General features: G+C 65.2%; 24 protein-coding genes and 1 tRNA gene. 10 read left to right on the forward strand and 15 right to left on the reverse strand.

Annotation, left to right across the window (positions count from 1 at the left end; translation table 11 throughout):
- Nucleotides 1–22 precede the first annotated feature (22 nt).
- Nucleotides 23–784 (forward strand): 3-oxoacyl-ACP reductase, encoded by a 762-nt coding sequence (locus CH275_RS09010; RefSeq protein ID WP_094677141.1) that lies wholly within the window; start codon nucleotides 23–25, stop codon nucleotides 782–784.
- A gap of 1 nt (nucleotide 785) precedes the next feature.
- Nucleotides 786–2,054 (forward strand): LLM class flavin-dependent oxidoreductase, encoded by a 1,269-nt coding sequence (locus CH275_RS09015; RefSeq protein ID WP_094677143.1) that lies wholly within the window; start codon nucleotides 786–788, stop codon nucleotides 2,052–2,054.
- Here CH275_RS09015 and CH275_RS09020 read toward each other — a convergent pair.
- A complete protein-coding gene (locus tag CH275_RS09020; protein ID WP_094677145.1) occupies nucleotides 2,048–2,635 on the reverse strand; it encodes a TetR/AcrR family transcriptional regulator in 588 nt (195 codons plus the stop codon). The two genes, CH275_RS09015 and CH275_RS09020, sit on opposite strands and share 7 nt — an antisense overlap.
- A gap of 87 nt (nucleotides 2,636–2,722) precedes the next feature.
- Here CH275_RS09020 and CH275_RS09025 point away from each other — a divergent pair, with 87 nt between their 5' ends.
- Nucleotides 2,723–3,658 (forward strand): quinone oxidoreductase family protein, encoded by a 936-nt coding sequence (locus CH275_RS09025; protein ID WP_094677147.1) that lies wholly within the window; start codon nucleotides 2,723–2,725, stop codon nucleotides 3,656–3,658.
- A 28-nt stretch (nucleotides 3,659–3,686) separates the two neighbouring features.
- Here the strand turns inward: CH275_RS09025 and CH275_RS09030 are convergent, their stop codons facing one another.
- From CH275_RS09030 to CH275_RS09040, 3 genes are read right to left on the reverse strand one after another with little or no spacing between them, the layout of a single operon-like run.
- Nucleotides 3,687–4,577, reverse strand: coding sequence for an alpha/beta fold hydrolase (locus tag CH275_RS09030; RefSeq protein ID WP_094677149.1), 891 nt, complete (start codon nucleotides 4,575–4,577; stop codon nucleotides 3,687–3,689).
- 12 nt (nucleotides 4,578–4,589) lie between these two features.
- The gene (locus tag CH275_RS09035; protein ID WP_179276050.1) at nucleotides 4,590–5,696 is read right to left on the reverse strand and encodes a PDR/VanB family oxidoreductase; all 1,107 of its coding nucleotides are present in this window, start codon (nucleotides 5,694–5,696) and stop codon (nucleotides 4,590–4,592) included.
- On the reverse strand, nucleotides 5,693–6,592 hold the full coding sequence (locus tag CH275_RS09040; RefSeq protein ID WP_094677393.1) for a metal-dependent hydrolase: 900 nt from the start codon (nucleotides 6,590–6,592) through the stop codon (nucleotides 5,693–5,695). Before CH275_RS09040 ends, CH275_RS09035 begins: the two co-directional genes overlap by 4 nt.
- A 115-nt stretch (nucleotides 6,593–6,707) precedes the next feature.
- Here CH275_RS09040 and CH275_RS09045 point away from each other — a divergent pair, with 115 nt between their 5' ends.
- Nucleotides 6,708–7,223: a hypothetical protein gene (locus CH275_RS09045; protein WP_179276051.1), complete on the forward strand. Its 516-nt coding sequence runs from the start codon at nucleotides 6,708–6,710 to the stop codon at nucleotides 7,221–7,223.
- Between the two features lie 48 nt (nucleotides 7,224–7,271).
- Here CH275_RS09045 and CH275_RS09050 read toward each other — a convergent pair whose 3' ends face one another.
- Complete coding sequence (locus tag CH275_RS09050) at nucleotides 7,272–7,739, reverse strand: alpha-isopropylmalate synthase regulatory domain-containing protein (RefSeq protein WP_094677151.1); 468 nt, start codon at nucleotides 7,737–7,739, stop codon at nucleotides 7,272–7,274.
- Nucleotides 7,740–7,968: 229 nt separating this feature from the next.
- On the opposite strand from CH275_RS09050, the gene CH275_RS09055 reads away from it, so the two are divergent.
- Complete coding sequence (locus CH275_RS09055) at nucleotides 7,969–9,171, forward strand: ATP-binding protein (RefSeq protein WP_094677153.1); 1,203 nt, start codon at nucleotides 7,969–7,971, stop codon at nucleotides 9,169–9,171.
- Nucleotide 9,172: 1 nt separating this feature from the next.
- Here the strand turns inward: CH275_RS09055 and CH275_RS09060 are convergent, their stop codons facing one another.
- Complete coding sequence (locus CH275_RS09060; protein ID WP_094677155.1) at nucleotides 9,173–10,360, reverse strand: alkane 1-monooxygenase; 1,188 nt, start codon at nucleotides 10,358–10,360, stop codon at nucleotides 9,173–9,175.
- Between the two features lie 166 nt (nucleotides 10,361–10,526).
- Here CH275_RS09060 and CH275_RS09065 point away from each other — a divergent pair, with 166 nt between their 5' ends.
- Together CH275_RS09065 and CH275_RS09070 are read left to right on the forward strand one after the other, a co-directional pair.
- Nucleotides 10,527–11,381, forward strand: coding sequence for an alpha/beta hydrolase (locus tag CH275_RS09065; RefSeq protein ID WP_094677399.1), 855 nt, complete (start codon nucleotides 10,527–10,529; stop codon nucleotides 11,379–11,381).
- A 29-nt stretch (nucleotides 11,382–11,410) separates the two neighbouring features.
- On the forward strand, nucleotides 11,411–12,259 hold the full coding sequence (locus CH275_RS09070; RefSeq protein WP_094677157.1) for a patatin-like phospholipase family protein: 849 nt from the start codon (nucleotides 11,411–11,413) through the stop codon (nucleotides 12,257–12,259).
- A gap of 22 nt (nucleotides 12,260–12,281) precedes the next feature.
- Here the strand turns inward: CH275_RS09070 and CH275_RS09075 are convergent, their stop codons facing one another.
- Both CH275_RS09075 and CH275_RS09080 read right to left on the reverse strand, forming a co-directional pair.
- Nucleotides 12,282–13,190 carry an amidohydrolase family protein gene (locus CH275_RS09075; protein ID WP_094677159.1) on the reverse strand — a complete coding sequence of 303 codons (909 nt, stop codon included), beginning with the start codon at nucleotides 13,188–13,190 and terminating at the stop codon, nucleotides 12,282–12,284.
- Nucleotides 13,177–13,863, reverse strand: a complete 687-nt coding sequence (locus CH275_RS09080) for a dienelactone hydrolase family protein (protein ID WP_094677161.1) — start codon at nucleotides 13,861–13,863, stop codon at nucleotides 13,177–13,179. The genes CH275_RS09075 and CH275_RS09080 overlap by 14 nt, the downstream gene beginning before the upstream one ends.
- A gap of 105 nt (nucleotides 13,864–13,968) precedes the next feature.
- On the opposite strand from CH275_RS09080, the gene CH275_RS09085 reads away from it, so the two are divergent.
- Complete coding sequence (locus tag CH275_RS09085) at nucleotides 13,969–14,946, forward strand: NADPH:quinone oxidoreductase family protein (RefSeq protein ID WP_094677163.1); 978 nt, start codon at nucleotides 13,969–13,971, stop codon at nucleotides 14,944–14,946.
- 20 nt (nucleotides 14,947–14,966) lie between these two features.
- Here CH275_RS09085 and CH275_RS09090 read toward each other — a convergent pair whose 3' ends face one another.
- Together CH275_RS09090 and CH275_RS09095 are read right to left on the reverse strand one after the other, a co-directional pair.
- A complete protein-coding gene (locus tag CH275_RS09090; protein ID WP_094677165.1) occupies nucleotides 14,967–16,322 on the reverse strand; it encodes an ABC1 kinase family protein in 1,356 nt (451 codons plus the stop codon).
- Nucleotides 16,319–16,882, reverse strand: coding sequence for a TetR/AcrR family transcriptional regulator (locus tag CH275_RS09095; RefSeq protein ID WP_179276052.1), 564 nt, complete (start codon nucleotides 16,880–16,882; stop codon nucleotides 16,319–16,321). Before CH275_RS09095 ends, CH275_RS09090 begins: the two co-directional genes overlap by 4 nt.
- A gap of 109 nt (nucleotides 16,883–16,991) precedes the next feature.
- Here CH275_RS09095 and CH275_RS09100 point away from each other — a divergent pair, with 109 nt between their 5' ends.
- Nucleotides 16,992–17,609 (forward strand): DUF998 domain-containing protein, encoded by a 618-nt coding sequence (locus tag CH275_RS09100; RefSeq protein WP_179276053.1) that lies wholly within the window; start codon nucleotides 16,992–16,994, stop codon nucleotides 17,607–17,609.
- On the opposite strand, the gene CH275_RS09105 is transcribed toward CH275_RS09100, so the two are convergent.
- Entirely contained in the window at nucleotides 17,592–18,371 is a 780-nt protein-coding gene (locus CH275_RS09105) for an enoyl-CoA hydratase/isomerase family protein (RefSeq protein WP_094677169.1), read from the reverse strand. The genes CH275_RS09100 and CH275_RS09105 overlap by 18 nt on opposite strands.
- 78 nt (nucleotides 18,372–18,449) lie before the next feature.
- Between CH275_RS09105 and CH275_RS09110 the strand changes: the two genes are divergently transcribed.
- Nucleotides 18,450–18,523 (forward strand) — tRNA-Met (locus tag CH275_RS09110).
- Nucleotides 18,524–18,581: 58 nt separating this feature from the next.
- Here CH275_RS09110 and CH275_RS09115 read toward each other — a convergent pair.
- From CH275_RS09115 to CH275_RS09130, 4 genes are all read right to left on the reverse strand, one after another.
- Nucleotides 18,582–19,220, reverse strand: a complete 639-nt coding sequence (locus tag CH275_RS09115; RefSeq protein ID WP_094677171.1) for an LON peptidase substrate-binding domain-containing protein — start codon at nucleotides 19,218–19,220, stop codon at nucleotides 18,582–18,584.
- Entirely contained in the window at nucleotides 19,217–20,131 is a 915-nt protein-coding gene (locus tag CH275_RS09120) for an alpha/beta fold hydrolase (protein WP_094677173.1), read from the reverse strand. The genes CH275_RS09115 and CH275_RS09120 overlap by 4 nt, the downstream gene beginning before the upstream one ends.
- A gap of 80 nt (nucleotides 20,132–20,211) precedes the next feature.
- On the reverse strand, nucleotides 20,212–22,773 hold the full coding sequence (locus CH275_RS09125) for an alpha/beta fold hydrolase (RefSeq protein WP_094677175.1): 2,562 nt from the start codon (nucleotides 22,771–22,773) through the stop codon (nucleotides 20,212–20,214).
- Nucleotides 22,774–22,954: 181 nt separating this feature from the next.
- A complete protein-coding gene (locus tag CH275_RS09130) occupies nucleotides 22,955–25,477 on the reverse strand; it encodes an ABC transporter permease (protein WP_094677177.1) in 2,523 nt (840 codons plus the stop codon).
- Nucleotides 25,478–25,492: the final 15 nt, after the last annotated feature.

The following is a 25,492-nucleotide window of genomic DNA, read 5'->3' on the forward strand; positions in this document are numbered from 1 at the left end:
CCTCGAACGAGAGGCGAGGCGCATGAAATTCGACGAGCAGACAGTGTTGATCACCGGCGGCGGCCGCGGACTGGGAGCAGCGATCGCCGCTGCGTTCGCCGGTGAGGGCGCACGCGTGGTGATCGACTACCGCAACAGCAAAGAAGCCGCCGAAGCGCTGGCCGACCGCCTCGGCGGAAATGCTGTCGCGGTTCAGGGTGACGTGACCGACGAGAGCGCGGTGGCCACGGTGTTCGACTCGGCGCGTGAGCATTTCGGCACCCCGATCACCACCGTCGTCAACAACGCACTGGCCGACTTCTCCTTCGACGGTGATGCCCGCCCCAAGGCCGACACCATCACCTGGGACCGCTTCGACGCTCAGCTGCGCGGCAGTGTCCGTGCAGCGTTGCTCACCACCCAGGCGGCGCTGCCGGGTATGCGTGAGGTGGGTTTCGGCCGAATCATCAACGTGGGCACCAACTTGTTCCAGAATCCGGTGGTGCCGTACCACGACTACACCGCGTCCAAGGCCGCACTGCTCTCGCTGACCCGTACTCTGTCCGCGGACCTCGGCGCGGACAACATCACCGTCAACATGGTCTCGGGTGGGCTGCTGCGCACCACCGATGCCAGTGCCGCCACCCCGGCCGAGGTGTTCGACTTCATCGCGGCCTCGACCCCGCTGCAACGGGTCACCACCCCGGAGGAGTTCGCCGATGCCCTGTTGTTCTTCGCCTCACCGTGGGCGCGGTCGGTGACCGGCCAGAATCTGGTGGTCGACGGCGGTCTGGTCAAGGACTGACGTGCATCTCAACGCGTTTCTCTACGGCTGCGGTCACCACAGCGCGGCGTGGCGTCATCCCGATTCGCGAGTGGAGGACCTGGGCAATATCTCGTACTACGAGGAACTTGCGCAGCTCGCCGAGCGGGGCAAGTTCGACGCGGTGTTCTTCGCGGACGGACATTCGGTGCGAGACCCGGCCGGGGCAGGGACCTGGTTTCTCGAGCCGATCACCGCTCTGTCGGCCATGGCCAGAGCGACCACCCATATCGGGTTGGTCACCACCGTGTCCTCGACGTTCTACACCCCTTTCCATGCCGCGCGCATGTTGGCGTCGTTGGATCACATCAGCGGCGGCCGGGCGGGCTGGAACGTCGTCACCTCTATGTTCGACGCCGAGGCGCGCAATCACGGAATGGACGGCATCCCCGCTCGTGAGGAACGCTATGCCCGCGCCGAAGAGTTCGTCGATACCGCTCTGGCGCTCTGGGATTCGTGGGATACAGACGCGTTGACACTCGATCGCGCCGGCGCTTACGCCGACCCGACCAAGGTGCATGCCATCGATCACGACGGCAAACACTTTCGCGTCGACGGTCCGTTGACGGTGCCGCGTTCACCGCAGGGTCGGCCGGTGCTGTTCCAGGCCGGGGCGTCGGGTCCGGGTCGTGATCTCGCGGCGAAGTACGCCGAGGCGATCTATGCCGTCGCCTACGATCTCGTTGCAGCGCAGAGCTATTACGAGGACGTGAAGACGCGAATCCGGAATGCGGGCCGCGACAGCGCGGCAGTGGGAATCATGCCGGGGTTGGTGACGTACATCGGATCGACGATGGACGAGGCCCGCCGAAAGAAGTCCGAGCTGGATCGGCTGCTCCCCACCGAGGAGTCACTGGCGATGTTGTCGACGTTCACCGGGCAGGACTGTGCTGCTTGGGAACTCGATGCCCCGGTACCGGCATTGCCGCCGGCGTCCGAGTTCACCGGCCCGCAAGGCCGTTACGAGACGATTCTGCGGATCGTCGAGAAGGACGCTCCCACCGTGCGAGAACTGCTCGGCACGCTGGCTGCCGGCGGCGGGCACGCAACGATGATCGGCACACCGGAGTCCATCGCCGACGAGATGGAGTCGTGGATCGGCCGCGGTGCCGACGGATTCAACCTCATGTGTCCGCGCTACCCGGAATCGCTCGTCGACTTCGTCGATCAGGTGGTCCCTATCCTGCAGCAGCGCAGGCTGTTTCGATCCGAATACGCGGAGTCGACGTTGCGTGGGCACCTGGCTCACTGAGCGGCAGGCCCGAAGACTCCTCGATCGACGAACGTCACCAGAGCGTCGAGACCGTCCTCGGGCGAGCCCTGCCACAGCCGGGCGAAGTTCTCCGCCGCCCCGCCGATCAGCATCGCGGTGGTGGCAGGGGATGCCGGTAGCTCGACGCCTGCCTTCTCGAAATTCGCGAGCCGGTCGACCCAGGGCTCGAACTGCACCTGCGTGAATCGCTGTATCCGCTGTGCGAAGTCCGCATTGACCAGCGCCGCATCGCGGAGGGCATCGATCACCACGCGGTGTCGAGTGAACAACTGCCAGAACACCTCGACGTGGGGGCGCATCGTCGGGTGCTCGCGCGCCGCCGGGTCCTGGGTGGCAACGATGACGTCGGCATCCACGCCGATCTGCTCGGCGAGCGCCAACAGCAGTTCGTCCTTGCCTGAGTAGTGGTTGTAGAACGACCCCGCTGCCCGGCCCGCCTGTCTGGTGATGTCGACGATCTTGGTGTTGAGATAGCCGGAACGGGCGAACACGACGCGGGCCGCGCTCTCCAGCTCGTGTCGGGTCTGTTCCGCCTGCTGCGCCCTCGTGGTGCCTGCCACCGCTTCCTACCTCCCGTTGACATCTCTGCCGTCACGATACACACTGAATCTCGATTCAGTGAATGCCAATTCGTCGAAGAGGTGGATATGAAAGCAGCAGTCCTGACCGAGTTCGGAGTGCCGAGGTACGCCGATCACGCCGAGCCGGCACCGGCCGAGGGTATGGAGGTCATCGACGTTGCGGCCGCAACGCTCAATGCAGTCGACGTGGTGATCGCCTCCGGCACGCACTATTTGAGCCCGAAGTCACTTCCAACCGTGAGCGGCATCGAAGGCGCCGGTACGACGTCGGACGGTCGGCGAGTGTACTTCTCCCCGCCCGTCTCGCCCTACGGTTCGATGGCTCAGCAGGCGTTGGTACCGACGACGTCGCTCATCGAACTACCTGAAGGGCTGGACTTCTCGACCGCCGCGACGCTGGGAAATGCCGGCCTTGCGGCGTTGATGCCACTGACCCATGGGGGTCGAATGAAGCCAGGGGAGAACGTCGTGATCCTCGGCGGGACCGGGGTGGTCGGGCGTCTTGCGGTGCAGACGGCGCGGTTGCTCGGTGCAGGATCGATCACGGTCGTGGGACGCGATGAGGCCGCACTCGAATCCACCCGTGATCTCGGGGCCACGGCCACGGTTGCCATCGGCGACCAGAACGTCGACGAGTTGAGCTCGGCCATTCGGACGGCGTCCTCCGGAGCTGATGTTGTCGTCGATTATGTTTGGGGCGCAGTGGCTCTGGCGGCACTGCGCGCAGGAAACCGGCTCGTTCGGCTGGTGCAGATCGGTGACCGAGCCGGTGCCGAGATCACCGTACCGGCTCAGTTGATGCGGTCGCTCGGTGCGAGTGTCCACGGGTTCATGCCGATGCATTACGGACCCGAAGCAACCTCACAGTCGTATCGCACCCTGACCGACTGGGCCGCGGCCGGCAAGATCACCGTGGAGTACGAGAACGTCCCACTGGCAGAGGTCGCGAGTGCATGGGAGCGAGCCCCACGTACCCGTCACAAGCTGGTACTGGTCCCCTGACCCATCAGCCCATCAGCCCATCAGCCCATCAGTTCAGCGAGTCGATGAATTCTGTTGTCAGTCTGGCGATGTCGTCGGCATGGGAGATCGGCGACCAGTGCCCGGCGGGAATATCGTTGCGGGTCAGGTCTTTCACCCACTTGCCGGTGTCGTCGTAGTGGTAAGGACGCACGGCGACGTCCTCGGTGTTGACGATGAGATGCACCGGGATGTCGATGTACCGGTCACGTGGCTTGCCCAGGCGCGGAATGATGTTGGCACGATACAGATTGGTGCCGTTGGTCGCATCCGACCACAGCGTGGGGTTCTGGGTGACGAGCTTCGGGTCGACTCCCGAGAACTCCTGGAGGAACGCCGGCCAACCTTTGGCGAACTGTCGCTTGATACGCAGCGTCGACAGGCCGGGGATGTGGAAGGTGACGGTGTACCAGGACGCTCGCGTCTGGGCCAGGACCTGCTTGATGCCGGTGAGGGTGGGTTTGCGGAGCCGCGACTGCGACCACTTACCGAGATGGTCGAGGTTGGGTCCCGAAATCGATGTGTAGGAGCGAATTCGGTCCTTCGCCTGCGGTTGGGCTGCCGCCTCCCATACCTCCACGGCACCCCAGTCGTGAGCGAGCACGTGAACGGGAGCGTCGGGGCTGACCGCATCGGCAACGGCATAGAAATCCGAGGCCAGCCGCGCCAATTTGTACGCGGATTGCTCAGTGGGGACCGTGCTCTCGCCGGCTCCACGCGAGTCGTAGCTGATCACCCGGAAGCGGTCCTCGAGCTGCGGCACGATGTGGCTCCACAGTTCGTGAGTATCGGGCCAGCCGTGCACGAGCACGATGGGATCGCCGTCGGGGTTACCGCTCTCGAACACCGCGAGGCGAATTCCCTCGTTGACGACCGTCGTACGAACCGCGTTGTTGCTCAACAGTTTTCCGTTCTATAGATCGAGTACGAGACGCCCGCTGCGTGCGCGGGAGACGCAGATCAGCATGTGATCGCGCTGCTCTTCCGGCGTCAATCGTGATTCCAGATGCTCGGGCTCACCGGAGAGCACTCGGACCTTGCAGGTGCCGCAGAAGCCCTGCTGGCACGAGTACGCGATATTGGGTCGCTGGGCCTTGACCGCGGTCAACACGGAGGCGTCGGCGGCGACGTCGAGGACTGCACCGGTGCTGATCAGCTGTACCTCGAACGGTGTGCCGTCCAGAATCGGTGGCGGACCGAAGCGCTCGAAATGCAATGCGGTGGCCGGGCACTGGCGAAAGTCGCGGCGGACGGCGTCGAGCATGGGGGTCGGGCCGCAGCAATAGACGGCACCTCCTGCCGGCGCGCGCTCGAGCAACTCGCCCTCGGTGGGGTAGCCGTGCACGTCGTCGGTGCGGATGAACACGCGGTCCGATTCCCAGCTCTCGATCTCGTCGAGGAAGGGCATCGTGTCGCGAGACCGACCGCAGTACACGAACTGCCAGTCCATGCCGAGAATCCGTGCAGCTCTGACCATTGCGATGATGGGAGTGATGCCGATTCCGCCCGCGATGAACAGGGCACTGCCCTCGCCCACGAACGGAAACCCGTTGCGCGGCCCGCGGACGATGACCTCGGTGCCCGGCTGCAGACCGTGCATCTCGATGGAGCCACCTGCGCCGGTGGGGATTCGGCGTACCGCGATCCGGTAGGAGCTGCGATCGGCAGGGTCGCCGCACAGTGAGTACTGCCGACGACGGCCCGAGGGCAGATGTAGATCGAGATGACAGCCGGGATGCCAGATCGGCAGCTGATCGCCCGTCGGCGACGCGAGGGTGAGGGCGGCGACATCGTTGTCCTCGGCGACGATCTCGCGATCGGTGACGACCAATCTCAGCGCGGAATCGGGATTGTGGCCGGCGACTGCGTCGTTGTACTCCGTGCCGGCAGCCGCATGCATGTAGCCGTTGAGGAATGTGCCGAGGAGCTGCATCGAGCGATCGGGCCGTGCCCGTCCACGCAGATCCGGCGGCGCATCCTTGGGGAGCAGTCGCGGCACCCGGCGCGAGGTGAGCTTCACCTGGCCGCAGCCTGCGCTGCAGGCGAGGATGCGAGGTACCGGACGGCCTGCGCGGTCGAGCCTTCCTGGCTGGGGTGGTACGACTTCTTGAGGTAGCGGGACATGCTGCGACCGACGTGCGTCAAGGCGGGCAGAGTGCCGCGGCGGACAGATTTTCTCCACAGTGCCGAGCGAGGCTTGCGTACGGATTTCGGCGCGGTCTGCAGCTCCGGATCGTTCTTCATCAGGAAGATGATCCCGCGCATCCAGATGTAGGCCATCAACGGCACGACCACCACGAACGTGCGCAGCCGCCGAACCTCGCGCTTGTCGAAGTAGCGCAGCGTGTCGTACGCGACCGAGCGATGCTCGACCTCTTCGGCACCGTGCCAGCGCAGCAGGTCGAGCATGGTCGGGTGGATGCCTGCGCGATCGAGACCGTCGGCGTTGAGCACCCAGTCGCCGAGAAATGCCGTCACGTGTTCGATCGCGGCGATCAGGGCCAGGCGCTCGACCAGGTTGTTCTTCGATCGCAGACTGGTCACCGAGTCGGATCCGAGGACCTTGCCGAAGGCCCACTCCATCTGGTCGGTGAACGGTGTGGGGTCTAGGCCTTTGGCCTGAAGATGGACGAGGACACCGGTGTGGGCCTCGGCGTGCACGGCTTCCTGGCCGATGAAGCCGATGACGTCGTCGCGCAGCTTCTCGTCGTCGATGTAGGGCAGAGCTTCTTTGAACGTGTCGACGAACCAGTGCTCGCCTGCGGGAAGCAGGAGATGCAGCACGTTGAGTACGTGCGTGGTGTACGGATCGCCCGGCACCCAGTGCATAGGTAGATCGGTCCAGTCGAACTTGACGTTCCTGGCCTGCAGCATCACTTCGCCGGGATCCGATGCGACGACTTTCCGCTCGCTCATCGAGTCCACCTCCTCCACGTTCGCATGTGTGGCCGATGCCACAATGCGCAACTTAGTATAAACACCAGTTACATGTAAAAGGAACCGTGTCGGTCGTGAATGAGAGACTTCTGCAATGACCGACCCCTCCCCAGCGGCTGTTCCCCCGAGCACCGTCCCCATCACGTGGCCTGCCGAGTGGCCGACCGAGGTTCGAAAGATCGCGGACGCCACGAACGATGCCCTCGCAGCAGTGGCCGCGCGGGATTCGGTGGCGTTCGACGATGCCGTCGAGTTGTTGGGCCGCTCGGACTCGGCGCAGGCCGGGCACGAGCATGCCGAAATGGTACGCACGTTGCTCGAGGAGGTATACAGCGACGGATTGACCGGCGAGAACGTCCAGGAGGTGCTCGGCCGAACCGTGCGTAGCGCGGACTGGTTGCCGAATCTGGATATCGCAGGGTTCGTCGAGGTGCTCACCGGAGCCCTGGGTGTTGCAGATACGGACGAGCAATCCCGCTCCAGGCCCCGTCCGGCGCATGCCGTGTTGGTGGTTGCGGACCTGCTCGCGGTACGCCGCGGCCGGGCCGAAACGTATCTGCGCAGGGCACTGGCCGAAGTCCACCGAGCCGAGACGATCGAGATTCCCTAGCGAGATCTTCGCCTGTCTTGCGCAATGGCTAGACAGGCGAAGAAAGCACTACCGATGCAGAAGGTTGGCCCCGGCGACGACTGCCTTGATAGACGACAGGGTGGCGTCGGCATCCATGCCCATCGACCATTCGCGTCGACCGTCCCGCTCGGCCAGCACGAAGGTGGCTGTCTCCGAATCGATGCTCTGCTGGTGAAACGAGAGAATCTCGATGCGGAAGCCGGCGTCGTAGAGCATGGACGTCAGTGCCTCGATCGGCCCGTAAGCCCTTGCGGCACAGGTGATGATGGTGTCGCCGATACCGAAGGTGGCGTCGAATTCGGTTCTGCCGCCTGGTGCCCTGCAGGCAGTCCATGACCCCAGGCGGAGTGGCCCGGTGGTGGGTGAGAAGCGTTCGGTGAAGTTCGCCCACGACATGTGCCGCCAGGTGATCGCGTCGCACATGGTGCGCGGCAGTGGGCAGCCGAATCGGGAGTGGAACGGATCTGTGGCGAGAGTAGAAGCAAGTGCATTCATGGGAGTGGTCCTGGCGAATGTGAAGGGAGGACCGAGAGAGCACGACGACCCGCAGCGAGGGGTCGGTCCGAATCAGACCCCGCTACGGCGGCGTACTACGAGAATGCGCTTCACATCCGCGAAGTTAGTCCTTCAGCGCGGCCGCGCGCAAGTATCGAGTGAATACACATCTCTAGGACACGAGCTAGATGTCCGCATATATCTCTCGTTTGGTTGTAACTTTGGCCCCATGGACCCCGTGCGTAACCCCTACGCTCCCGGCGCCGGCCAGCGCCCACCCGAGCTCGCAGGCCGAAAGAAGCAGCTCGACGCCTTCGACGTCGTGCTCGAACGCATCACCCGCGGCCGACCGGAACGCAGTGTCGTTCTCACCGGGCTGCGAGGCGTCGGGAAAACGGTGCTGCTCAACCAGCTCCGATCCGCAGCGATCGCGCGCGGCTGGGGCACCGGCAAGATCGAGGCTCGCCCCGACCAGGAACTGCGTCGACCACTGTCCTCGGCGCTGCACATGGCCGTCCGCGGGATCGCGGCCTCGCATCGCGATCCCGAACGCGTCGACGACTTCCTCGGCGTGCTCAAGGCCTTCGCCCTGCGCTCCACCGCTGACAAGGGCATGCGGGAGCGGTGGCAACCAGGCATCGACGTCCCGGCGAAGACCGGCCGCGCCGACTCCGGCGACATCGAGATCGACCTCGTGGAACTGCTGCTCGACGCCTCAGCGCTGGCCGGGGACGTGGGCGTGGGCATCGCCATCTTCATCGACGAGATGCAGGACCTCGGGCCCGCAGACATCTCCGCGCTGTGTGCGGCCTGCCACGAACTCAGTCAGGACACCGCCCCGCTGATCATCGTCGGAGCCGGATTGCCGCACCTGCCTGCGGTGCTGTCGGCGTCCAAGAGTTACTCCGAGCGCCTGTTCAGCTACCACCGCATCGGACGGCTCGAGCGGGCCGCAGCAGATCTGGCCCTGATCGCTCCGGCCGACCGGGAGGACGTCGAGTTCACTCCGGAAGCTCTGGACGCGCTGTACGCGGCCGCCGACGGCTACCCGTATTTCGTCCAGGCATACGGCAAGGCGACGTGGGATCTGGCAGCCGATACCCCGATCACCGTCGAGGACGTGCGCGTCGCCGCCCCGACGGCGGAAGAGGAACTGGCCGTCGGATTCTTCGGTTCTCGCTACGAACGGGCGACACCGGCCGAGCGCGAATACATGCGTGCGATGGCCGAACTGTCGGTGGACGACGGTTCGGTGCCGACCTCGGCCGTGGCCACCGAGCTGGGACGCAAGCCGGCGTCACTGTCCCCGGCCCGCGACGGCCTGATCAAGAAGGGCCTGATCTACTCGGCCGAGCGCGGAACCATCGCGTTCACGGTCCCGCACTTCGGTCGCTACCTGCGCGCACAGACCGACGAGCCTGCAGCAGTGTGAACTATCGGTGTGCCTCGGCTCGCTCGACACACAGCTGCTCGAGCTTCCGCACTGCCCTGGGGTCGGACCGATCGACGTTGACGAGGTCTGCGTCACCGTCGTAGAAATCGATCAGTCGTCGGTCCATCACCCGGCGCCACAGCGGCGGAACCAGCGAGCAGAAGATCATCACCGCGTATCCGGCCGGTAGCTGCGGGGACTCGTCGACGGTGCGCAGAGCCTGGTATCGGCGCACCGGATTCGCGTGATGATCGCTGTGTCGTTGCAGGTGGTACAGAAACAGATTGCTCCACAGGTGATCGCTGTTCCAGCTGTCCCGGTGAGTCGGTTTGCCGTATCGCCCGCTGGGCCGCCTCTGACGCAGCAGCCCGTAGTGCTCCAGGTAGTTGGCCGCCTCGTACAGGACGATGGCGATCGCGGCCTGCAGCATCAGATACGGCACGATCACGGTGCCGAAGACGGCGATCAGTACGCCGAACAGCGCGACGCTCATGGCCGCGGCGTTGAACAGATTGTTTCGGTACGTCCACCGCGACAGCCCCTGCCGGGCGAGGCGTCGGGACTCGAGCTCCCAGGCCGAGCGCAGACCGTGAACGATGGTGCGTGGCAGAAACTTCCAGAACGACTCACCGAATTTCGCCGACGCCGGATCCTCCGGGGTGGCAACACGCAGGTGATGGCCGTGATTGTGTTCGACGTAGAAGTGGCCGTACAGAGTCTGCGCCAACGTCACCTTCGAGAGCCAACGTTCGAGGCGCGCACGTTTGTGGCCCAGTTCGTGGGCGGCATTGATGCCGACGCCGCCGACGATGCCGACGGTGATGGCCAGACCGATTCGCTCGGGAACCCCCAGCGGTCCGTGCGCCCAGAGGTAACAGGCGGCAACGAGCCCCGCGTACTGAAGCGGCAGGAACAGATAGACGCACCACCGGTAGTAGGGGTCCTTCTCCAGCGCGGCGATCGCCTCGTCCGGGGGATTGCTGCGGTCGACACCGGCGAATTTGTCCACCAGGGGCAGCGCGATGCCCATGATCATCAGGCCCAGGGTCCAGAAGGCACCGGGACCGAGGAGGGTCACCAGACCCCAGGCCAGGAACGGACTCAGAGGAATCGTCAATCCCAGCGGCCACAGATAGCGCTTGGGGTCGCGCCACCGCGGCGACGTGCTCGTGGCGGACTCTTCACGCATTCTGGATTCGTAACTCCTGGTCTGTGCCGCGCCTCGGGGTCGAGGCCCGCCCGTAGTGGCGTCTCACAATGACATCGCTCGGTCCATCGGGTTAGTTACTCGAGCAAATCTTCTCGGGTTCGCCGATGGGCCGTCGCAGTCCCCGCCGCCCTTGTACGGTGACCGCATGAAGCATGTCGAGTCGTCGTTCGTCGGAGTTCACGGAACCCGAATCGTCTACGACGTCTGGACCCCCGAGAACACGCCGACCGGGATTCTCGTGCTGGCCCACGGCCTGGCCGAACACGCAGGCAGGTATCGCCACGTCATCGAACGACTCGGCTCACTCGGGCTCGTCGTCTACGCACCCGACCACCGCGGACACGGGCGCTCCGGCGGCAAGCGGGTGGCATTGGCGAAGTGGTCCGACTTCACCGACGACCTGCACACCCTGTTCGGCATCGCAGCCGACGAGTACCCGAACCAGCGCACGTTCCTACTCGGACACAGTATGGGCGGCGCGATCGCACTGTCCTACGCCCTCGACCATCAGGCCGACCTCGACGGTCTGATGCTGTCCGGCCCAGCCGTGGTTCCCAGCGTCGGGCAACCGAAAGCCCTGGTGGCGGTGGGCAAGATCCTCGGACGGATGGTACCGAGCGCTCCCGTCCTGAAGCTCGACCCCAACCTCGTCTCGCGGGACAAGAACGTCGTCGACGCGTACGTTGCCGATCCGTTGGGTTACCACGGCAGTGTCTCGGCGGGCCTGGCCGCGGCGATGCTGGGTGCCGGCGAATCCTTTCCGGCGCGTCTGCCGTCGCTGACGATCCCGGTTCTGCTCCAGCACGGGACGGCGGACGGATTGGCCGATGTGTCCGGTAGCGAACTGATCGCCGAACGTGCCGGATCCGACGACCTCACCCTGAAGAAGTACGACGGACTGTTCCACGAAGTGTTCAACGAACCGGAGAAGGAGCGCGTACTCGACGACCTCATCGCTTGGCTGCGTCCCCGTGTACACACCGGCGCTGTAAATTCCTGACGGATCTTTTCGAAGAAGGGGGTACGACCATGACCAGGCGAGCACTCGTGTTGGGCGGCGGCGGAGTCGCAGGTATTGCGTGGGAGACGGGTGTCCTACTGGGATTGGCAGAATCGGGAGCCGACGTCACCGATGCCGAGATGCTGCTCGGCACCTCGGCCGGCTCCTCGGTGGCAGCTCAGATCTCCAGCGGACTTCCGCTCGCGGAGTTCTTCGAGCGCCAAGCCGACGAGGCGAAGCAGGACGACGAGCCGCACGCCGAGGCGACCATCGACGAGTTGGTCTCCATGCTGGCTCGGGCGGCCCAGAATTCGGACGGCAGTGCCATCGACACTCGCCGGCGCATCGGCAGCGAGGCGCTGGCGGCCTCGACGATCACCGAGCGTGAGCGCAGGGCCATCATCGAACGACGGCTGCCATCGCACTCATGGCCGAACCGCGACCTGCGGATAGTCACCGTCGACGCGCTGACCGGCCGGCATCGGGTACTCGATCGGGGCTCGGGCGTTCAGCTGGTCGACGCGGTGGCCGCGAGCTGCGCCATCCCGGGAATGTGGCCGCCGGTGACGATCGGCGATCATCGTTACGTCGACGGAGGTATCCGCGCGAGCGAAAACGCTGATCTGGCAGTCGGTTTCGAGAAGGTTCTGGTGTTCAGGGTGGGCGCACTCGACCTGGAGCACGATCCCTTCGACATCGAACGAGAGCGGCTGGTGAAGGGCGGGTCGAAGGTGGAAGTGATTGCACCCGATGCCGATTCGTCGGCTGCCATCGGACCCGACGCGACCGACGTCGCCGTCCGATCCGCTGCGGCGGTGGCCGGACGAGCGCAGGGCAACGCCATCGCCGAGCGTATCGCCGAGTTCTGGGTCGGCTAGAGAACTGCTCTGCCTTGGGTGCTCAGCCGAACAGTGCGGCCCCGTTTTCCCAGCACACGGCCCGAACCCAGTCGTCTCCCAGGTCGAGTCGGCGCACTGCGTGGAGGGCGTGCAGATACGGGTACGGGATGTTCGGGTAGTCGCTGCCGAACAGAATGCGATTCTGTAGATCGAGCAGTCGTGGCAGCTCGTTTCTCGGAAACGGTGCGCCCGCCTCCGAGAAGTCGGTGAACGCCATCGTGGTGTCCAGTCGAACGTTCTCGTAGCGATCGGCCAGGTCGAGGAAGTCGACGTACTCGGGCATGCCCATGTGCGCGACGATCAACGGCAGCTTCGGGAACCGTTGCAGCAGTGCTGCAATGGACTCCGGTCCGGTGTGGGTGCCGGGAGCCGGGCCTGATCCACAATGGATCACCACGGGTACCTCGGCATCGGAGATCGCACCCCAGACGCCGTCCAGCAAGGCATCGATCGGTGAATAGTTGCCGACCTGGATGTGCGACTTGAAAATTCGAGCGCCGTTCGTCAACGCCTGCTCGACGTACTCGGTGGCACCGTCCTCGGGGTAGAACGTTGCGGTCTGCAGGCAGTCGGGGGTCCGGGCCGCGAAGTCGGCACCCCAGGAGTTGAGCCATGCCGCCATCGACGGCTTGTGCGGGTAGATCATCGAGGTGAAGTGACGTACCCCGAATCCTCGAATGACCTCCAGCCGTCGGTCTTCGGCGTACCGATAGGAGATGGGCCAGACGCTGCCGGTGAGCGGGCCCGCACTGTCGAAGTAACTCCACACCTTGTCCATCACGTTCTTCGGCATGAAGTGTGTGTGGACGTCGAACAGACCGGGCAACGACAGCTCGGTCCAGAAGGCGACGATCCGTTCCGTCTCCTCGGCGAGTTCGGCGTCGGACCGCGGCTGCTCAGCGTGCGACATGGGCGTCGAACCACTCGAGAGTCTTGCCCCAGGCATCGGCAGCGGCATCGGCGTCGAACACGGCAGGGCGGTCGTCGCAGTGGAACCCGTGCTTGCCGTGGGCGTAACGGGTGATCTCGGTATCGACCGGGGCCGTTGCGGTGATCTCGCGCAACGTCTCGACGTCCTGGAACGGGATGCCCTCGTCCAGGTCTCCGAAGAATCCGTGCCATGGCGTCTGGAGGGCGTCGCCCACCGAGGCCATCGCGGGATAGCCGAAGCGGCCCTTCGTGATTCCGCCGCCGTAGAATGTCGCTGCCGCACCGAGGGGGCGTCGAACAGCGGTCTGGAACGCCACACTGCCACCCATACAGAAGCCGACGATGGCGATCGACGAGGGCTCGAATCCCAATTCGGCGAGAGCACTCGCCGCCGCGTCCACGTCGGAGTCCACCTCGTCCGCCTTCAGCTTCCCTATCGCCGCCATCGCCGAATCCATGTCCGCGTAGTCGAGCACGGTGACGCCGTCCTGCCGGTGGAACAGATGTGGAGCAACGGCGGCCCAACCTGCGGCCGCGACCCGATTGCAGACGTCGACGATGTGGTCGGTGACGCCGAAGGCTTCCTGGATGACGATGACGCCGCCACGGGCGTTCCCGTCGGGCCGGACGACGGTGAGGGGAGTGGTGTTCATCCTTCGATTGGAGCACACCACCTGTACTGCATGCCGGTAGCGGCGGCCGTACTCGCTGTTTTGTACGGTGGCGTCAGGGAACGATCCCGACCGAGAGGACAACTCATGCGCGCGGTACAGATCTCCAGCCTCGACGGACCCGACTCGGTGAGCGTGGTGCACATCGACGAGCCTGCCCCGCGCGACGGTTCGGTGGTCATCGAGGTCCATGCCGCCGGCGTTGCCTTTCCCGACGCTCTGCTCACCCGCGGGCTGTACCAGTACAAGCCGGAATTGCCGTTCGTTCCCGGAAGCGAGATCGCCGGTGTCGTCCGGTCGGCTCCGGCGGACTCCGGTTTTTCGGCCGGCGATCGCGTCGCGGCGCTGACGGGCTTGAGCGATGGCATGGCCGAGGTCGCCGTGGTCTCACCCGACACTGTCTTCGCGCTGCCCGAGTCGGTGTCCCTGTCCGCAGGAGCTGGGCTGTTGTTCAACGACCTGACGGTGCACTTCGCACTGCGTGAACGCGGACGGCTGGCAGCAGGCGAGACCGTGCTGGTGCACGGTGCCGCGGGCGGTATCGGAACCTCGGCGCTGCGAATGGCTCCGGTACTCGGTGCGTCCCGGGTGATCGCCGTGGTGAGTTCGGAGGCCAAAGCCGACATCGCCCGCTCGGCCGGAGCCACCGACGTCGTTCTCGTCGACGGGTGGAAGGACGCGGTGAAGGAACTGACCGGCGGACGCGGCGTCGATGTGGTCGTGGATCCGGTGGGCGGCGACCGGTTCACCGACAGCCTCCGCTCGCTCGCGCCGGCGGGCCGAATCCTGGTGCTGGGCTTCACCGGTGGCGAGATCCCCACGGTCAAGGTCAACCGATTGCTGCTCAACAATGTCGACGTCGTCGGAGTCGGTTGGGGTGCATGGTGGATGACGCGCCCGGGCTATCTCGCCACGCAGTGGGCCGAGATCGAACCGCTGCTCGCCGATGGATCGCTCAGCGCACCCGAGCCGTCGGTGTTCCCGGCCGCCGATGCCGCGGCGGCCATCGCGTCACTGGAGAACCGCACTGCCGCAGGCAAAGTGGTGCTCGACTTCAGTCTGTGACGGGTGGTCGAACTGCCGGTTCACTCCGGCAGTTCGACGCCCCTCGCCTCGGCCAGGGCGGCGATCTCGGCGGGGAAGACATTCTTGAACACGAACGGATCCGTGCCCAGAGCCCAGTTCGGCGCGAGTTCGATTGCGTACCTCTCGAAGTAGCCGAGCTGCTTGGCCACCAGGATCAACTCCTCCGGGCTCGACGTCTTGTACTGCTTGCCCATGCCAACCAGCGCTCGAATGAAGTCCGCCAGGCTGAAGTGCGCGAGGGTTGCCGAGAGCATCGGAGCGAAGACCGACTGTAGGATCGCACCGACTTCGGCGTCCGAACCCATCTGTGGGGCAACGATTCCCAGCCGTTTGACGGTGCCGGCGAGCCGGGTGAAGTCGCCGTCGATCACGGTGGCGTGGAACAGGTCGAGCAGTAGCGCGCGCCACTGCTCGTCCACCTCGCCCATGACTCCGAAGTCGAGGAACGCCACCCTGCCGTCGTCCAGAACCCAGACGTTGCCCGCATGCACGTCGCCGTGGAACAGGCCGTGCAGCACAAGGGCTTCCATCCAGACCTTGGCTGCGCGACGAACGATGAGCTCGGACTGATCCCCCGGCTCGTAGCGGTCGAGCGGGGAACCGTGCATACGCTCCATGCAGATGACACGGCCACCGCAGTAGTCGAGGAAAACCTCGGGAGCGGTGACGTGCTCGTTGTCGCCGAAAGCGCCGATTGCCGCGCGAAAGCTGTCCTGACGCTTGGCTTCCACGGCGCTGTCGAGTTCGGCGAAGGTGGCAGCGTGCAGGTCGACGATGATGGCCGACGCGTTGGCCGTGGCGAAGAACGGAATGAACTTCTCGAGTCCGCGGGCGATGAGGTACGCGATACGCAGGTCGATCTTCATTCGGTGGTAGATGCCTCGCCGTTGCACCTTCATGACCACTTCACGGCCGTTGTCGCGGCGCACACACAGATGCACCTGAGCGACCGAGGCGGACGAGAGCGGCACGTCGTCGAACGAAGAGAACAGGTCGCCGATTCCCCGGCCCAGGTCGGCCTCGATCACCGCGCGGGCCTGCGACCCGGGGAACGGCGGAACCTCGTCGAGGCAGCGCAGACAGGTGTCGGCGAGGACCTTGGGGAACAGCCCCGGCGACGAGCCCATCAGCTGCCCGACCTTGACGAACGTGGGTCCGAGAACGAAGAAGGCGTCGACGACCGCCTCCGAGGCGTGCACCGGCCACCCGCGCCGCGGGGTGCGAATCCAGCGTCCGATCGCGACGAATTGGAAGTACGTCAGGACCGAGCCGATCACGATCAGTCGCAACAGTTCTCGTATCCCGAACTTCCGCAGCTCGGGTGCCGGGTTCGGTGCCATGGGCTCGGGCGTCATGCGGGTGCTCCTGCGGGAATGCGTGCGGTGGAGGCTTCCAGCCGCGTCAACAGTCGATCGAACCTCGTCGCATCGTTCGAGGCCCGCGACAACACCAGTGCCCCTTGGATCCCGGCCACGATCTCCTCGGCCAGCTCTTCTGCCGATTCACCGTGCCCGAGCTGGCGCAGTACCGGGGTGAGTGCGTCGATCCAGTGGGTGAAATGCGCTGCGACGCGGCCGGAGAAGACCGCTCGCTCCAGACCGAGCGTGAACGCTCCGAACAGGCACACCAGGCGATTGGAGCGAAAGTATCGGGCGGTCTGCTCGAACATGGCGTGCGTGGTCGACGCGGCGTCGGTGCTGTGCCGGAGCGGTTCGAACACGTTGTGTTGGAACCACTGCTCGACGTCGTCGAGGACGGCCTCGGCCATCTCCTGCTTTCCGCGCGGAAAGTAGTGATAGAGACTGCCTTTGCCCAGGCCGGTCTGCTTGCTGATGACTGCGAGGGACGAACCGTCGAATCCGTGGTCGCGGAACACCCCTGCGAGTATCGGCACCACGTCGTGGCGATCGCTCATGAGCCGGTACTGTACCAATCGGTACACGCCGGGTGTATCGGGGTCGCGGGAGTGGAGCCTGCGGAATGATTCATCGGGCAGTAGGCAGTAGGCAGTGAATACTGCAGTGGTGAAGAGAACTACGGTCCTGGCCGCCGGAGCCTTTCTGGTCGGTGGGGTGACCTATCTGGCCGCCGAAGCCAGTGCGGCACTCGGTTGGACGGACCGGCCGTACAGCTACGCCCGCAACAACATCAGTGACCTCGGCATCCCGGCCATCTCACCGCTGCATGCGGTGATGAACACCGGCTTCGTCGTCGACGGCACGCTGTTCGTTCTGGCGGGCCTCGGATTGTCGATGCTGTTCGAGGGTCGAGCGCGGTGGATCGTTCTCGGTACGTCTGTGGTGCACGGCGTCGGCAGCATCGTCGTCGGGCTCGCCCATGCCTCGGTCGACGGGGCGTCGACGCCGCATGCGGTAGGTGCGGGTATGGCGATCATCGGCGGCAACCTGGTGCTGCTGGCCGCGGGCCGGTACGGCGGCCGCGCCGGGGCACCGCGCTGGTACACGGTGGGCAGTGCCACGGCCGGGGTCGTGGGCCTGGCCGGTCTGGCCCTGTTTCTCGCCGACACCGGCGTCCTGGGCGGCGGAACGTTCGAGCGAATCTCGGTGTACTCCATCATCGGATGGGAGATCGCTACCGGCGCACTGATTCTCGCGAAGCGTGGGCTACCGGAACCTCGGTGACTCCTTCGCGAGAAAGGCGCGCACACCCTCCCGGCCGTCCGTCGACTCGAAGGCTTCCTCGAACACCGGCAGTGCCCGGCGTGCCGGTTCGTGCGGCGACTGCCCGAACGTGAGCGCGAGTGCTCGTTTGTTCGCGTGCACGGCCGAGCGGGATTTGTCGGCCAACACTCGTGCGAGATCCAGTGCAACCGACAGCGACGCACCGCGCGGGGCCACCCGGTTGATCAGTCCCCACTCCAGCGCGGTCTCGGCCGATACGGGCTCGCCGAGCAGCACGAGTTCGGCGGCGCGGGCCTGACCCACCCGCCGCAGCGCACGCATCGACCCGCCGCTGCTGGGAATCACACCGAGATCGATCTCGGGCAACCCGAGCCGAGCCCCTGCGTCGGCAACGACGAGGTCGCAGCACAACGCCATCTCGAGGCCGCCGCCCAATGCGAAGCCGTCGATCGCTGCGATCGTGGGTAGCGGTAGTTCGGCGAGCATCTCGAGCGTGGAGTTCTCGAGGGTGCTCTTGCGTGCCAGCACGTCGCCGTCGTTCTGCATCTCGGGCATCTCGGAGATGTCCGAGCCGGCGCTGAACACCCGCTCGCCGGTGAGAACCACCGCTCGGATCGCGGAGTCCCGAGCCAGTTGTCGTAGAACGGCACGCAGCCGGCGCGTCGCCGGACGCGTCAGTGCATTGACCGGTGGGTTGCTCAATGTGATCTGCGCGACGTCCGGGTGGGGAAAGGACAGAACGGGGGAAGGCTCGGTGGGCATAACGAGAACGGTAGAGCCTGCGGTTGACCAGGCGATTGGGAGACTGCCGAGATGGCCTGTACGGTTGTGAACACACAGCGCGGGGTGGAGCAGCTCGGTAGCTCGCTGGGCTCATAACCCAGAGGTCGCAGGTTCAAATCCTGTCCCCGCTACTACACAGGTCAGGCCCGACATCGGTGATGTCGGGCCTGATCTCGTCTGTGGGTCAGGTCAGGGTTGCAGCCTGAATTGCACCACGGCCGTGACGTTCTCGATGGCGTCGTCGAGTGCGGTCTTGCGGGCTCGGGCGTCCGGTGCAGACAGGATGTCGAGTCGATCGGACTGACCCATCGGAATCAGTGCTGCGAGGGACCAGATCTTCTCGGCGGCCGAGATCGGTAAACTCAGAAAATCCGGAAAGCCAGGAGTGGCAACGGTTTCCGTCGATTCGAGCCGGCCGATCAGCTCGTACAGATCCTCCACTTTCGCCCAGGTCGCGTCGAATTCCGTATCGGCGATCAACGCTTCCACGTCCTCGTCGGGCCACGGTCGGACGTCGGCCAGAGGATAGGGATCGTCGGGGAGCCAGGCGTCGATTCGGATGCGGTCGCCGCCGACGCACTCGAGGAGATATCTCCCGTCACCGATGGCCTCGTGACCGATGATGTGTGCGGTGGTGGCGACATCGTGCCGAACATCTCCGCCGCCTGCCTCGTGTCCACGAGCGATGAGAACGACGCCGAAGCTCGGATCGTCCTGCTTCAGACAATCGTGCACCAGGGCCTGGTAGCGGGGCTCGAAGATGTGCAGCGGCAAGCGTTCGCCGGGAAGCAACACGCTGCCGAGCGGGAACATCGGGATGACGCTCACGGGCGCTGCAGCGGCATGACTGCTGGGGTGATCTCCGCAGTTGTGTCCTTCTCCACTTCGTTGGCACCCAAGAACTCGTCCAGCAATCGGAAGAAGAAGTCCGGCTCGTCGAGCTGTGGAAAGTGACCCGCGTCGGGGAAGATCTCGACGCGACTGTTGGGCACCTCGCGTCGGATGTTGTCCGCGTGCTTGGCCGGGATCATTCGATCTTTACCGCCCCAGACGAGCAACGACGGGATCGACTCGAACTTCTCGAAATGCTGTTTTGCGCTGACGGTCTGACCGCGCGGGCCCACCACTGCTCTCGTCGACGCGAGAAAGGCTTCCCGTGTGGAGCGGTCGGCTACCGACCGGAACGATCGCCAGGTCTCGGCCATGCTCGGTCCGGGCTTGACCGGCAACCCCCACCTACCGAGCTGGGCCAGTGCGCCCTCGGTGTTCTTGCGGAACCAATCCGACGCCAGCAGCGGCAGCACCAGCTCGCTGCCGGGCAGCGTGGCGGCCTTGAGCAACAGGCTCACTTCCGGGCCGAGCCCGCCGCTGCTGACCAGGGCGAGGCGGTCCACCCGTTCGGGGAAGAGGTATGTCAGCTGCATGATGATGCCGCCACCGAGCGAGTGACCGACCATCGGGGCCGAGTCGATCTTCAGATGGTCCATCAGATCGCGGATGGTGGCCGAGTGCGAGCTCAACGAATAGTCCCCGGAAGGCTTGTCGGACTCGCCGTGCCCGAACAGATCGGGGGCGATGACCCGGTACTTCTGCGACAGTCGCTCGATCTGTGTGTCCCAGGACAGGTGCGATCCGAGCAGACCGTGCACGAGCACCACGGGCGGACCGTCTCCGGTGTCGACGTATCGCAGGATGTCCTTGTGTAGTTCCACGGACTGCAACTCGTACGATGAACTCATTGTCGACCTCCCTGTCTGATAGTGCGGTCGTTCCCCAAACGTACAAGCTCATCGCCGACGGTGACAGTTCTCGCGGCGGATCAGCTGTCGCACTCGAAGGTCTCGACGATGATCTCCGCCAACCTCTCGGCCATCGGCTCTCGCAGCATGTCCTGATGGTCTCCATCGACGTCGACGAACTTCAGATCGCCGGTCGCCAGCGCCTGCCACGATTCGAGATTGCGAACATTGTCCTTGGTACGGACCACGGACAGCGGGCCGAACCACGGAGTCGGGACGTGCCGCTCGAGGGCCACGTACCCGATGCTGGCGAAAACCAACCACTCCGTGGTCGTGGGGTACCGCAACAACCCGGCGAACTGCATGCGGATCCACAGAGCGATGTTCTGCGCCCTGGACAGAGACATTCCTGCTTCGTCTCTGTTCGGTGGCTGTGGTGCAGCGGGAAGTTCGGCACCTCCTGGCAGTCGGTCCAGCAGAAACCGGAACAGTCGTGTGTCGAGTAACAGGACTTCGGCAGTGCCCAAGCCTGCGGCGTGCAATTCCTCTGCCATGGCGACCGCGATCCAGCCACCGAGCGAGTGACCCACGATGTGGTACGGCCCTTCCGGGTTGACCTGCCGAATGGCATCCACATAGCGCCGGGCAGACGCCCGAAAGGTCCGATCGGGACGCCCGCGTCGACCCCGTCCACGCGCCTGAAGGGCATATACCGGAAACTCCGGATCGATATGACGGACGAGACTCTGAAACGCCATGGCGCCGACGCCTGCTCCGCCGACCAAGAAGATCGGTGGCTTCGATCCGGTGGTACGCAACGGAACCAGAACGTCGTATGCCCCTGTGCGCCGGCGTTCGGGTGCGACATCACGGAGTCGACGGTCGACGACCGCCGCCAATGATCGAACCGTTCCGCTGCCGAACATGTCCTCGGCCGTCAGCACGATGTTCAGGCCCGTGTTCAACTGCGTCAGGATCTGCATGGTGTCGAGCGAGGTCGCGCCGAGCGTGATGAATTCCTCGTCGCGCCCCACGACCTCGATTCCGAGGGCCTTGCGTACGGCATCCGCGACGATGAACTCCGTAGGTCCTGTAGCGAGTTCGACTGTCCTGCGGATCGCAGGCTCGGGCAGTGCCGCCCGATCGAGCTTGCCGCGTTCGTTGCGCGGCATCGAGTCGAGAGCGACGATGTGCGTGGGCACCATCCACTCCGGCAGCGTCCGGCGCAGCGACGCTCTGATCTCCCCGACGGAGGGTCGTCTGCCGGACCTGGCCGCGCACACGTACGCCACGAGATCGGTGTCGGTGCCGGAGTGCCGACCGATCACTGCGGCGTCACCGATCTCCGGCATGGCGCGCAGAGCCGCCTCGATCTCGGCCGGCTCCACCAGGTATCCGCGGACCTTGACGGCGTCGTCGATTCGCCCGGCCAGGTGCAGCGTTCCGTATGCGTCGAGTCGCCCCAGATCGCCGGTGCGGTAACGGAACAGGCCGTCACCGAGGGCGGCGAATCGTTGGGTATCCGAACGGGATTCGCCGAGGTAGCCGTCGGCCAAGCAGGTGGAGGTGACCCGGACTTCGCCGATCGTGTCGGGTTCGCACAGCGAGCCGTCGGCGGCGACGATCTCGACGAGCTTGCCCGGGATGGGCCTTCCGGCGGGCAGGAAGCCCGATGGCAGTGCCCGTTCCGGCCGGAACTCGCTGTACGCGACGGCACCGGCTTCGGTGGTCGCGTACCAGTTGACCATCGTGGCCCGACCGTCGAATTGTCGTCTGAAACTGTGGACGTCGTCGGAATGCAGGGATTCCCCGTACGTGGTGACGACGCGCAGGGTGGGCACAGACCCACTCGTGCCCGGTTTTTGTTCGGCGAGGCCGTGATCGGCTGCGGACACGGCGCGTAGCAATGACGACGAACAATGCAGGGTGGTCAGCGAATTCGCGGCTATCCAGTCGACGACGCCGGTGGGGACGCCGGAGCGAGGGTCTCGGCAGTGGACCGCGGCACCGCTGAGCAGCCCCGCGAACAGCGTGTTCAATCCGGCACCGAAGCTGATCGGCAACGAGTTCCCGACGCGATCGTGCGGGCCGATCGACAAGGCGGTCGCTACCTCGTATGCCTTCGTCAGACACATGCGATGGCTGAGAACCACGCCTTTGGCGGTGCCGGTCGATCCTGAGGTGTAGTTGATCACCGCGGTGTGGTCACCCGACAGCGTGGGCAGAGGAATGCACGAATCCATGGTCGCCGTCACGGTAGCGAAGTCGATGGCACCCGCTCCCGCTTGATCGATGATCGTGGCGCGACGCTCGGCGGGGAGCATGGGGTCGAGCGGCACGAGAGGGTGCCCCGAGGCGATCACTGCCAGCATCAACACGATCGAGGTCGAAGTTTCGTCGGTATCGACGGCAAGCGGGCGAGAGTCGGAGGGAAAGAGTGTGGCGATCTTGCGTGCCAGTGAGTACGCGCGGTGGAGAAGTTCGTCGTAGGTGAGTGAGGTTGCACCTGCGGACAGTGCGACGGCGTGGGGCAATGCATGCGCCACCTCGCGATATCGATCCATCAGCGTGTCGCGCCGCTCGGGCCGACACAGTGGAGCCAGCGAGAGACGAGTTGGCGCATCGATGCCTTGAATCGACATGATTCTCCTTGCACGAGCCCGACCCGCGATACCAGAGTAGGTTTTTACCCAGCAAACCTACTTGAAGACTGTTTTACCTACCCAAAGGTAGACGGGCATCGCCTTTGTACGCAACCCAAAAACCGGACATTCCGCAACAATCCGGTGTCGTTGCAGAATGCCCGGTCTGGTTCGCTCGGGACTAGACGTCCGCGATGGCCTCCAAGGGTTTCGTGCGGGCGGCCCGCACGGCGGGCCACAATGCGGCCAACACTCCGACCACGGCGGACCCGAACAGCATCGACACCACCTGCCCCCACGGAACCGTCATGGTGCCCAGGCCCTCGTCACGCAGGGTCTGCACGAATCCCCACCCGAACACGATGCCGAGGATGACGCCCACGATCGCGCCGAACAATGCGATGAGCAGCGACTCGAGGTAGATGATGCGTCGGACCTGTGGTCGCTGCATTCCTATTGCCCGCAGCATGCCTATCTCCCGACGCCGCTCCACGACGGACAGCGCAAGGGTGTTGACGATACCGAGTACCGCGATGACGACTGCCAGTGCCAACAAGCCGTACAGCACCGCGAGCAAGGTATCGATCTGTTGGCCCTGGCTGCCCTTGAACTCCTCGACGTCCTGTACCTGGACGACGACGAACGGCTTGGTGGCGGCCTCGAGGTCGGTGCGCAGCGTTTGCAGGTCGGTACCGGGTGCGGCCTTGACGAGAACCAGGAGGTCCGACCGGGTGATGGACGGCGTCACCTTCTGATAGATGTCGCCCGAGACGATCCAGTTCCCGATCAGCGGATTGTCGGTGAACACTCCCGTAACCGTCACCGGGACCGACGCGCCGTCGACGGTATCGAAGGTGACCTCGGTTCCGACGGTCCAACCGCGGTTGGCCGATTCGGTTTCCGATACCGAGAACCCGTTGCTGTCGAGATCCGCGGTGCCCTGGACCATCGACAGATCGAGCAGCCCCTCGGGTGAGCCGTCGATTGCGGCACCGTACTCCTCTTGCCCGGCGATCGTCACGAACACCGGATGCAGCACCGCAGTCCGGTCCACGCCACTCACCTGCTGCACAGCCGTGGTGGCACCGGTGGGAACGCCGATCGACTGGGGGCCCGAGAGGATGTAGTCCGCCTCCACGCCGGTGTCGACGAGCGAATCGACGCTGGCTTTTGCGGTGGATCCGAGCACACCGATCACAGTGACGAGCATGAGGCCGAGCATCAGCGCGAACGCGGTGGCCGCGGTGCGACGCGGGTTGCGCACGGAGTTGGTTCTGGCCAAGCGTCCGATCGCTCCGAACGGACGGGTGATGACGGCACCGAGCGCCCCGACGATGGGCCGCGACAGGGACGGCGCGGCCAGAGCGGTGGCCACGATGAGTGCGACGGCACCTGCACCCACGGTCGCTGCGGCTGCGCCACCGGTCGACTGCGCACCGATGACCAGTGCGGCCGCGCCGGCGATTCCCAGCCCGACACCCACGAATGTTCGCGTGCGCAGGGTGTCGCCTGCGGATGCGAACTCCTCGCGCATCGCGGCGACCGGCGGAATCTTGGCTGCTCGACGCGCCGGTGCGTATGCGCTGAGCACGGTGACGAGGATGCCGACCGCGAAGGCGACGACGACGGTGCGGGGCTCGAGGGCCAGGGGCCCCGACGGCAGACCCAGATCGAACGCGTTGAGCAGTGCGCGCAGGCCGTAGGCCAGCCCGACGCCCCCTGCGAAGCCGAGGATGCTGCCGATGATGCCGACGACGAGGGCTTCGAGCACGACCGATCGGCTGACTTGGCCGCGGCTGGCTCCGATGGCACGGAGCAACGCCAGCTCACGGACTCGCTGGGCGACGATCATCGAGAACGTGTTGTAGATGATGAAGGTGCCCACGAGCAGTGCGATTCCGCCGAACGCGAGCAGGAAGTAGTTGATGAACGAGAGCGCCGACTCCACCTCGGCCTGAGTTTCGGCCTGAACGTCCGCAGCCGTCTGGACTTTCAGTCCTGGTAGCGCTGCGGCGATTTCGTCCCGAAGGTCGCCCTGTGTGAGTCCCTGCGCAGCGAGATCGTTGCCCGCGACATCGATGTACTGCACGTGCGCACCGTCGGTGAACAACTCGTTCGCCTGGCTCTGCACAAACTGGATTCCGATGTAGCCACCGGATTCGGTTGCCGTGGAATAGATTCCGGAGATCGTGATGTCGGTGATGCCCTTGGACGGCACGAGCACCTGGGTGGCGTCGCCCACCTTCAGTCCGGCGCGCTCGGCACCGCCCGCGTTGATCGCGACCTGCCCCGGGGTACTGGGAGCCGATCCGTCGACGAAGGTCGTCGGGTCTCCGAGGCGCTGGTCGTCCGGGAGGTACGACTCACCGATGGTCGGTGCGCCGCCGGACTGCACGGCGGCACCGTCGGAGCCGAGCAGCACGAGCTGTCCGCCGACGTACGGCGACACGGCGCGCACGTTCGGCAGGGCCGAGATCGCGGCGATGTCCTCGTTGGGAACCCCGCTCGAGCGGGCATCCTCCGGGCTCACCCGTACGTCTGCGCCCTGTGCGGTATCGGCGAACAACGAGGAGAACGTGCGTTGCAGGGTGTCGGTGAAGACGAACGAACCCGCGACGAACGCGGTGCCGAGCACGACGGACAGCACGGTCAGTGCCAACCGAACCTTGTGTGCGGCAAGGTTTCTCAGTGACACCTTGCGCATGGGATTGCCCGACGG

It is taken from the genome of Rhodococcus sp. 06-235-1A, from assembly GCF_002258785.1.
Taxonomy (GTDB): Bacteria; Actinomycetota; Actinomycetes; order Mycobacteriales; family Mycobacteriaceae; genus Rhodococcoides.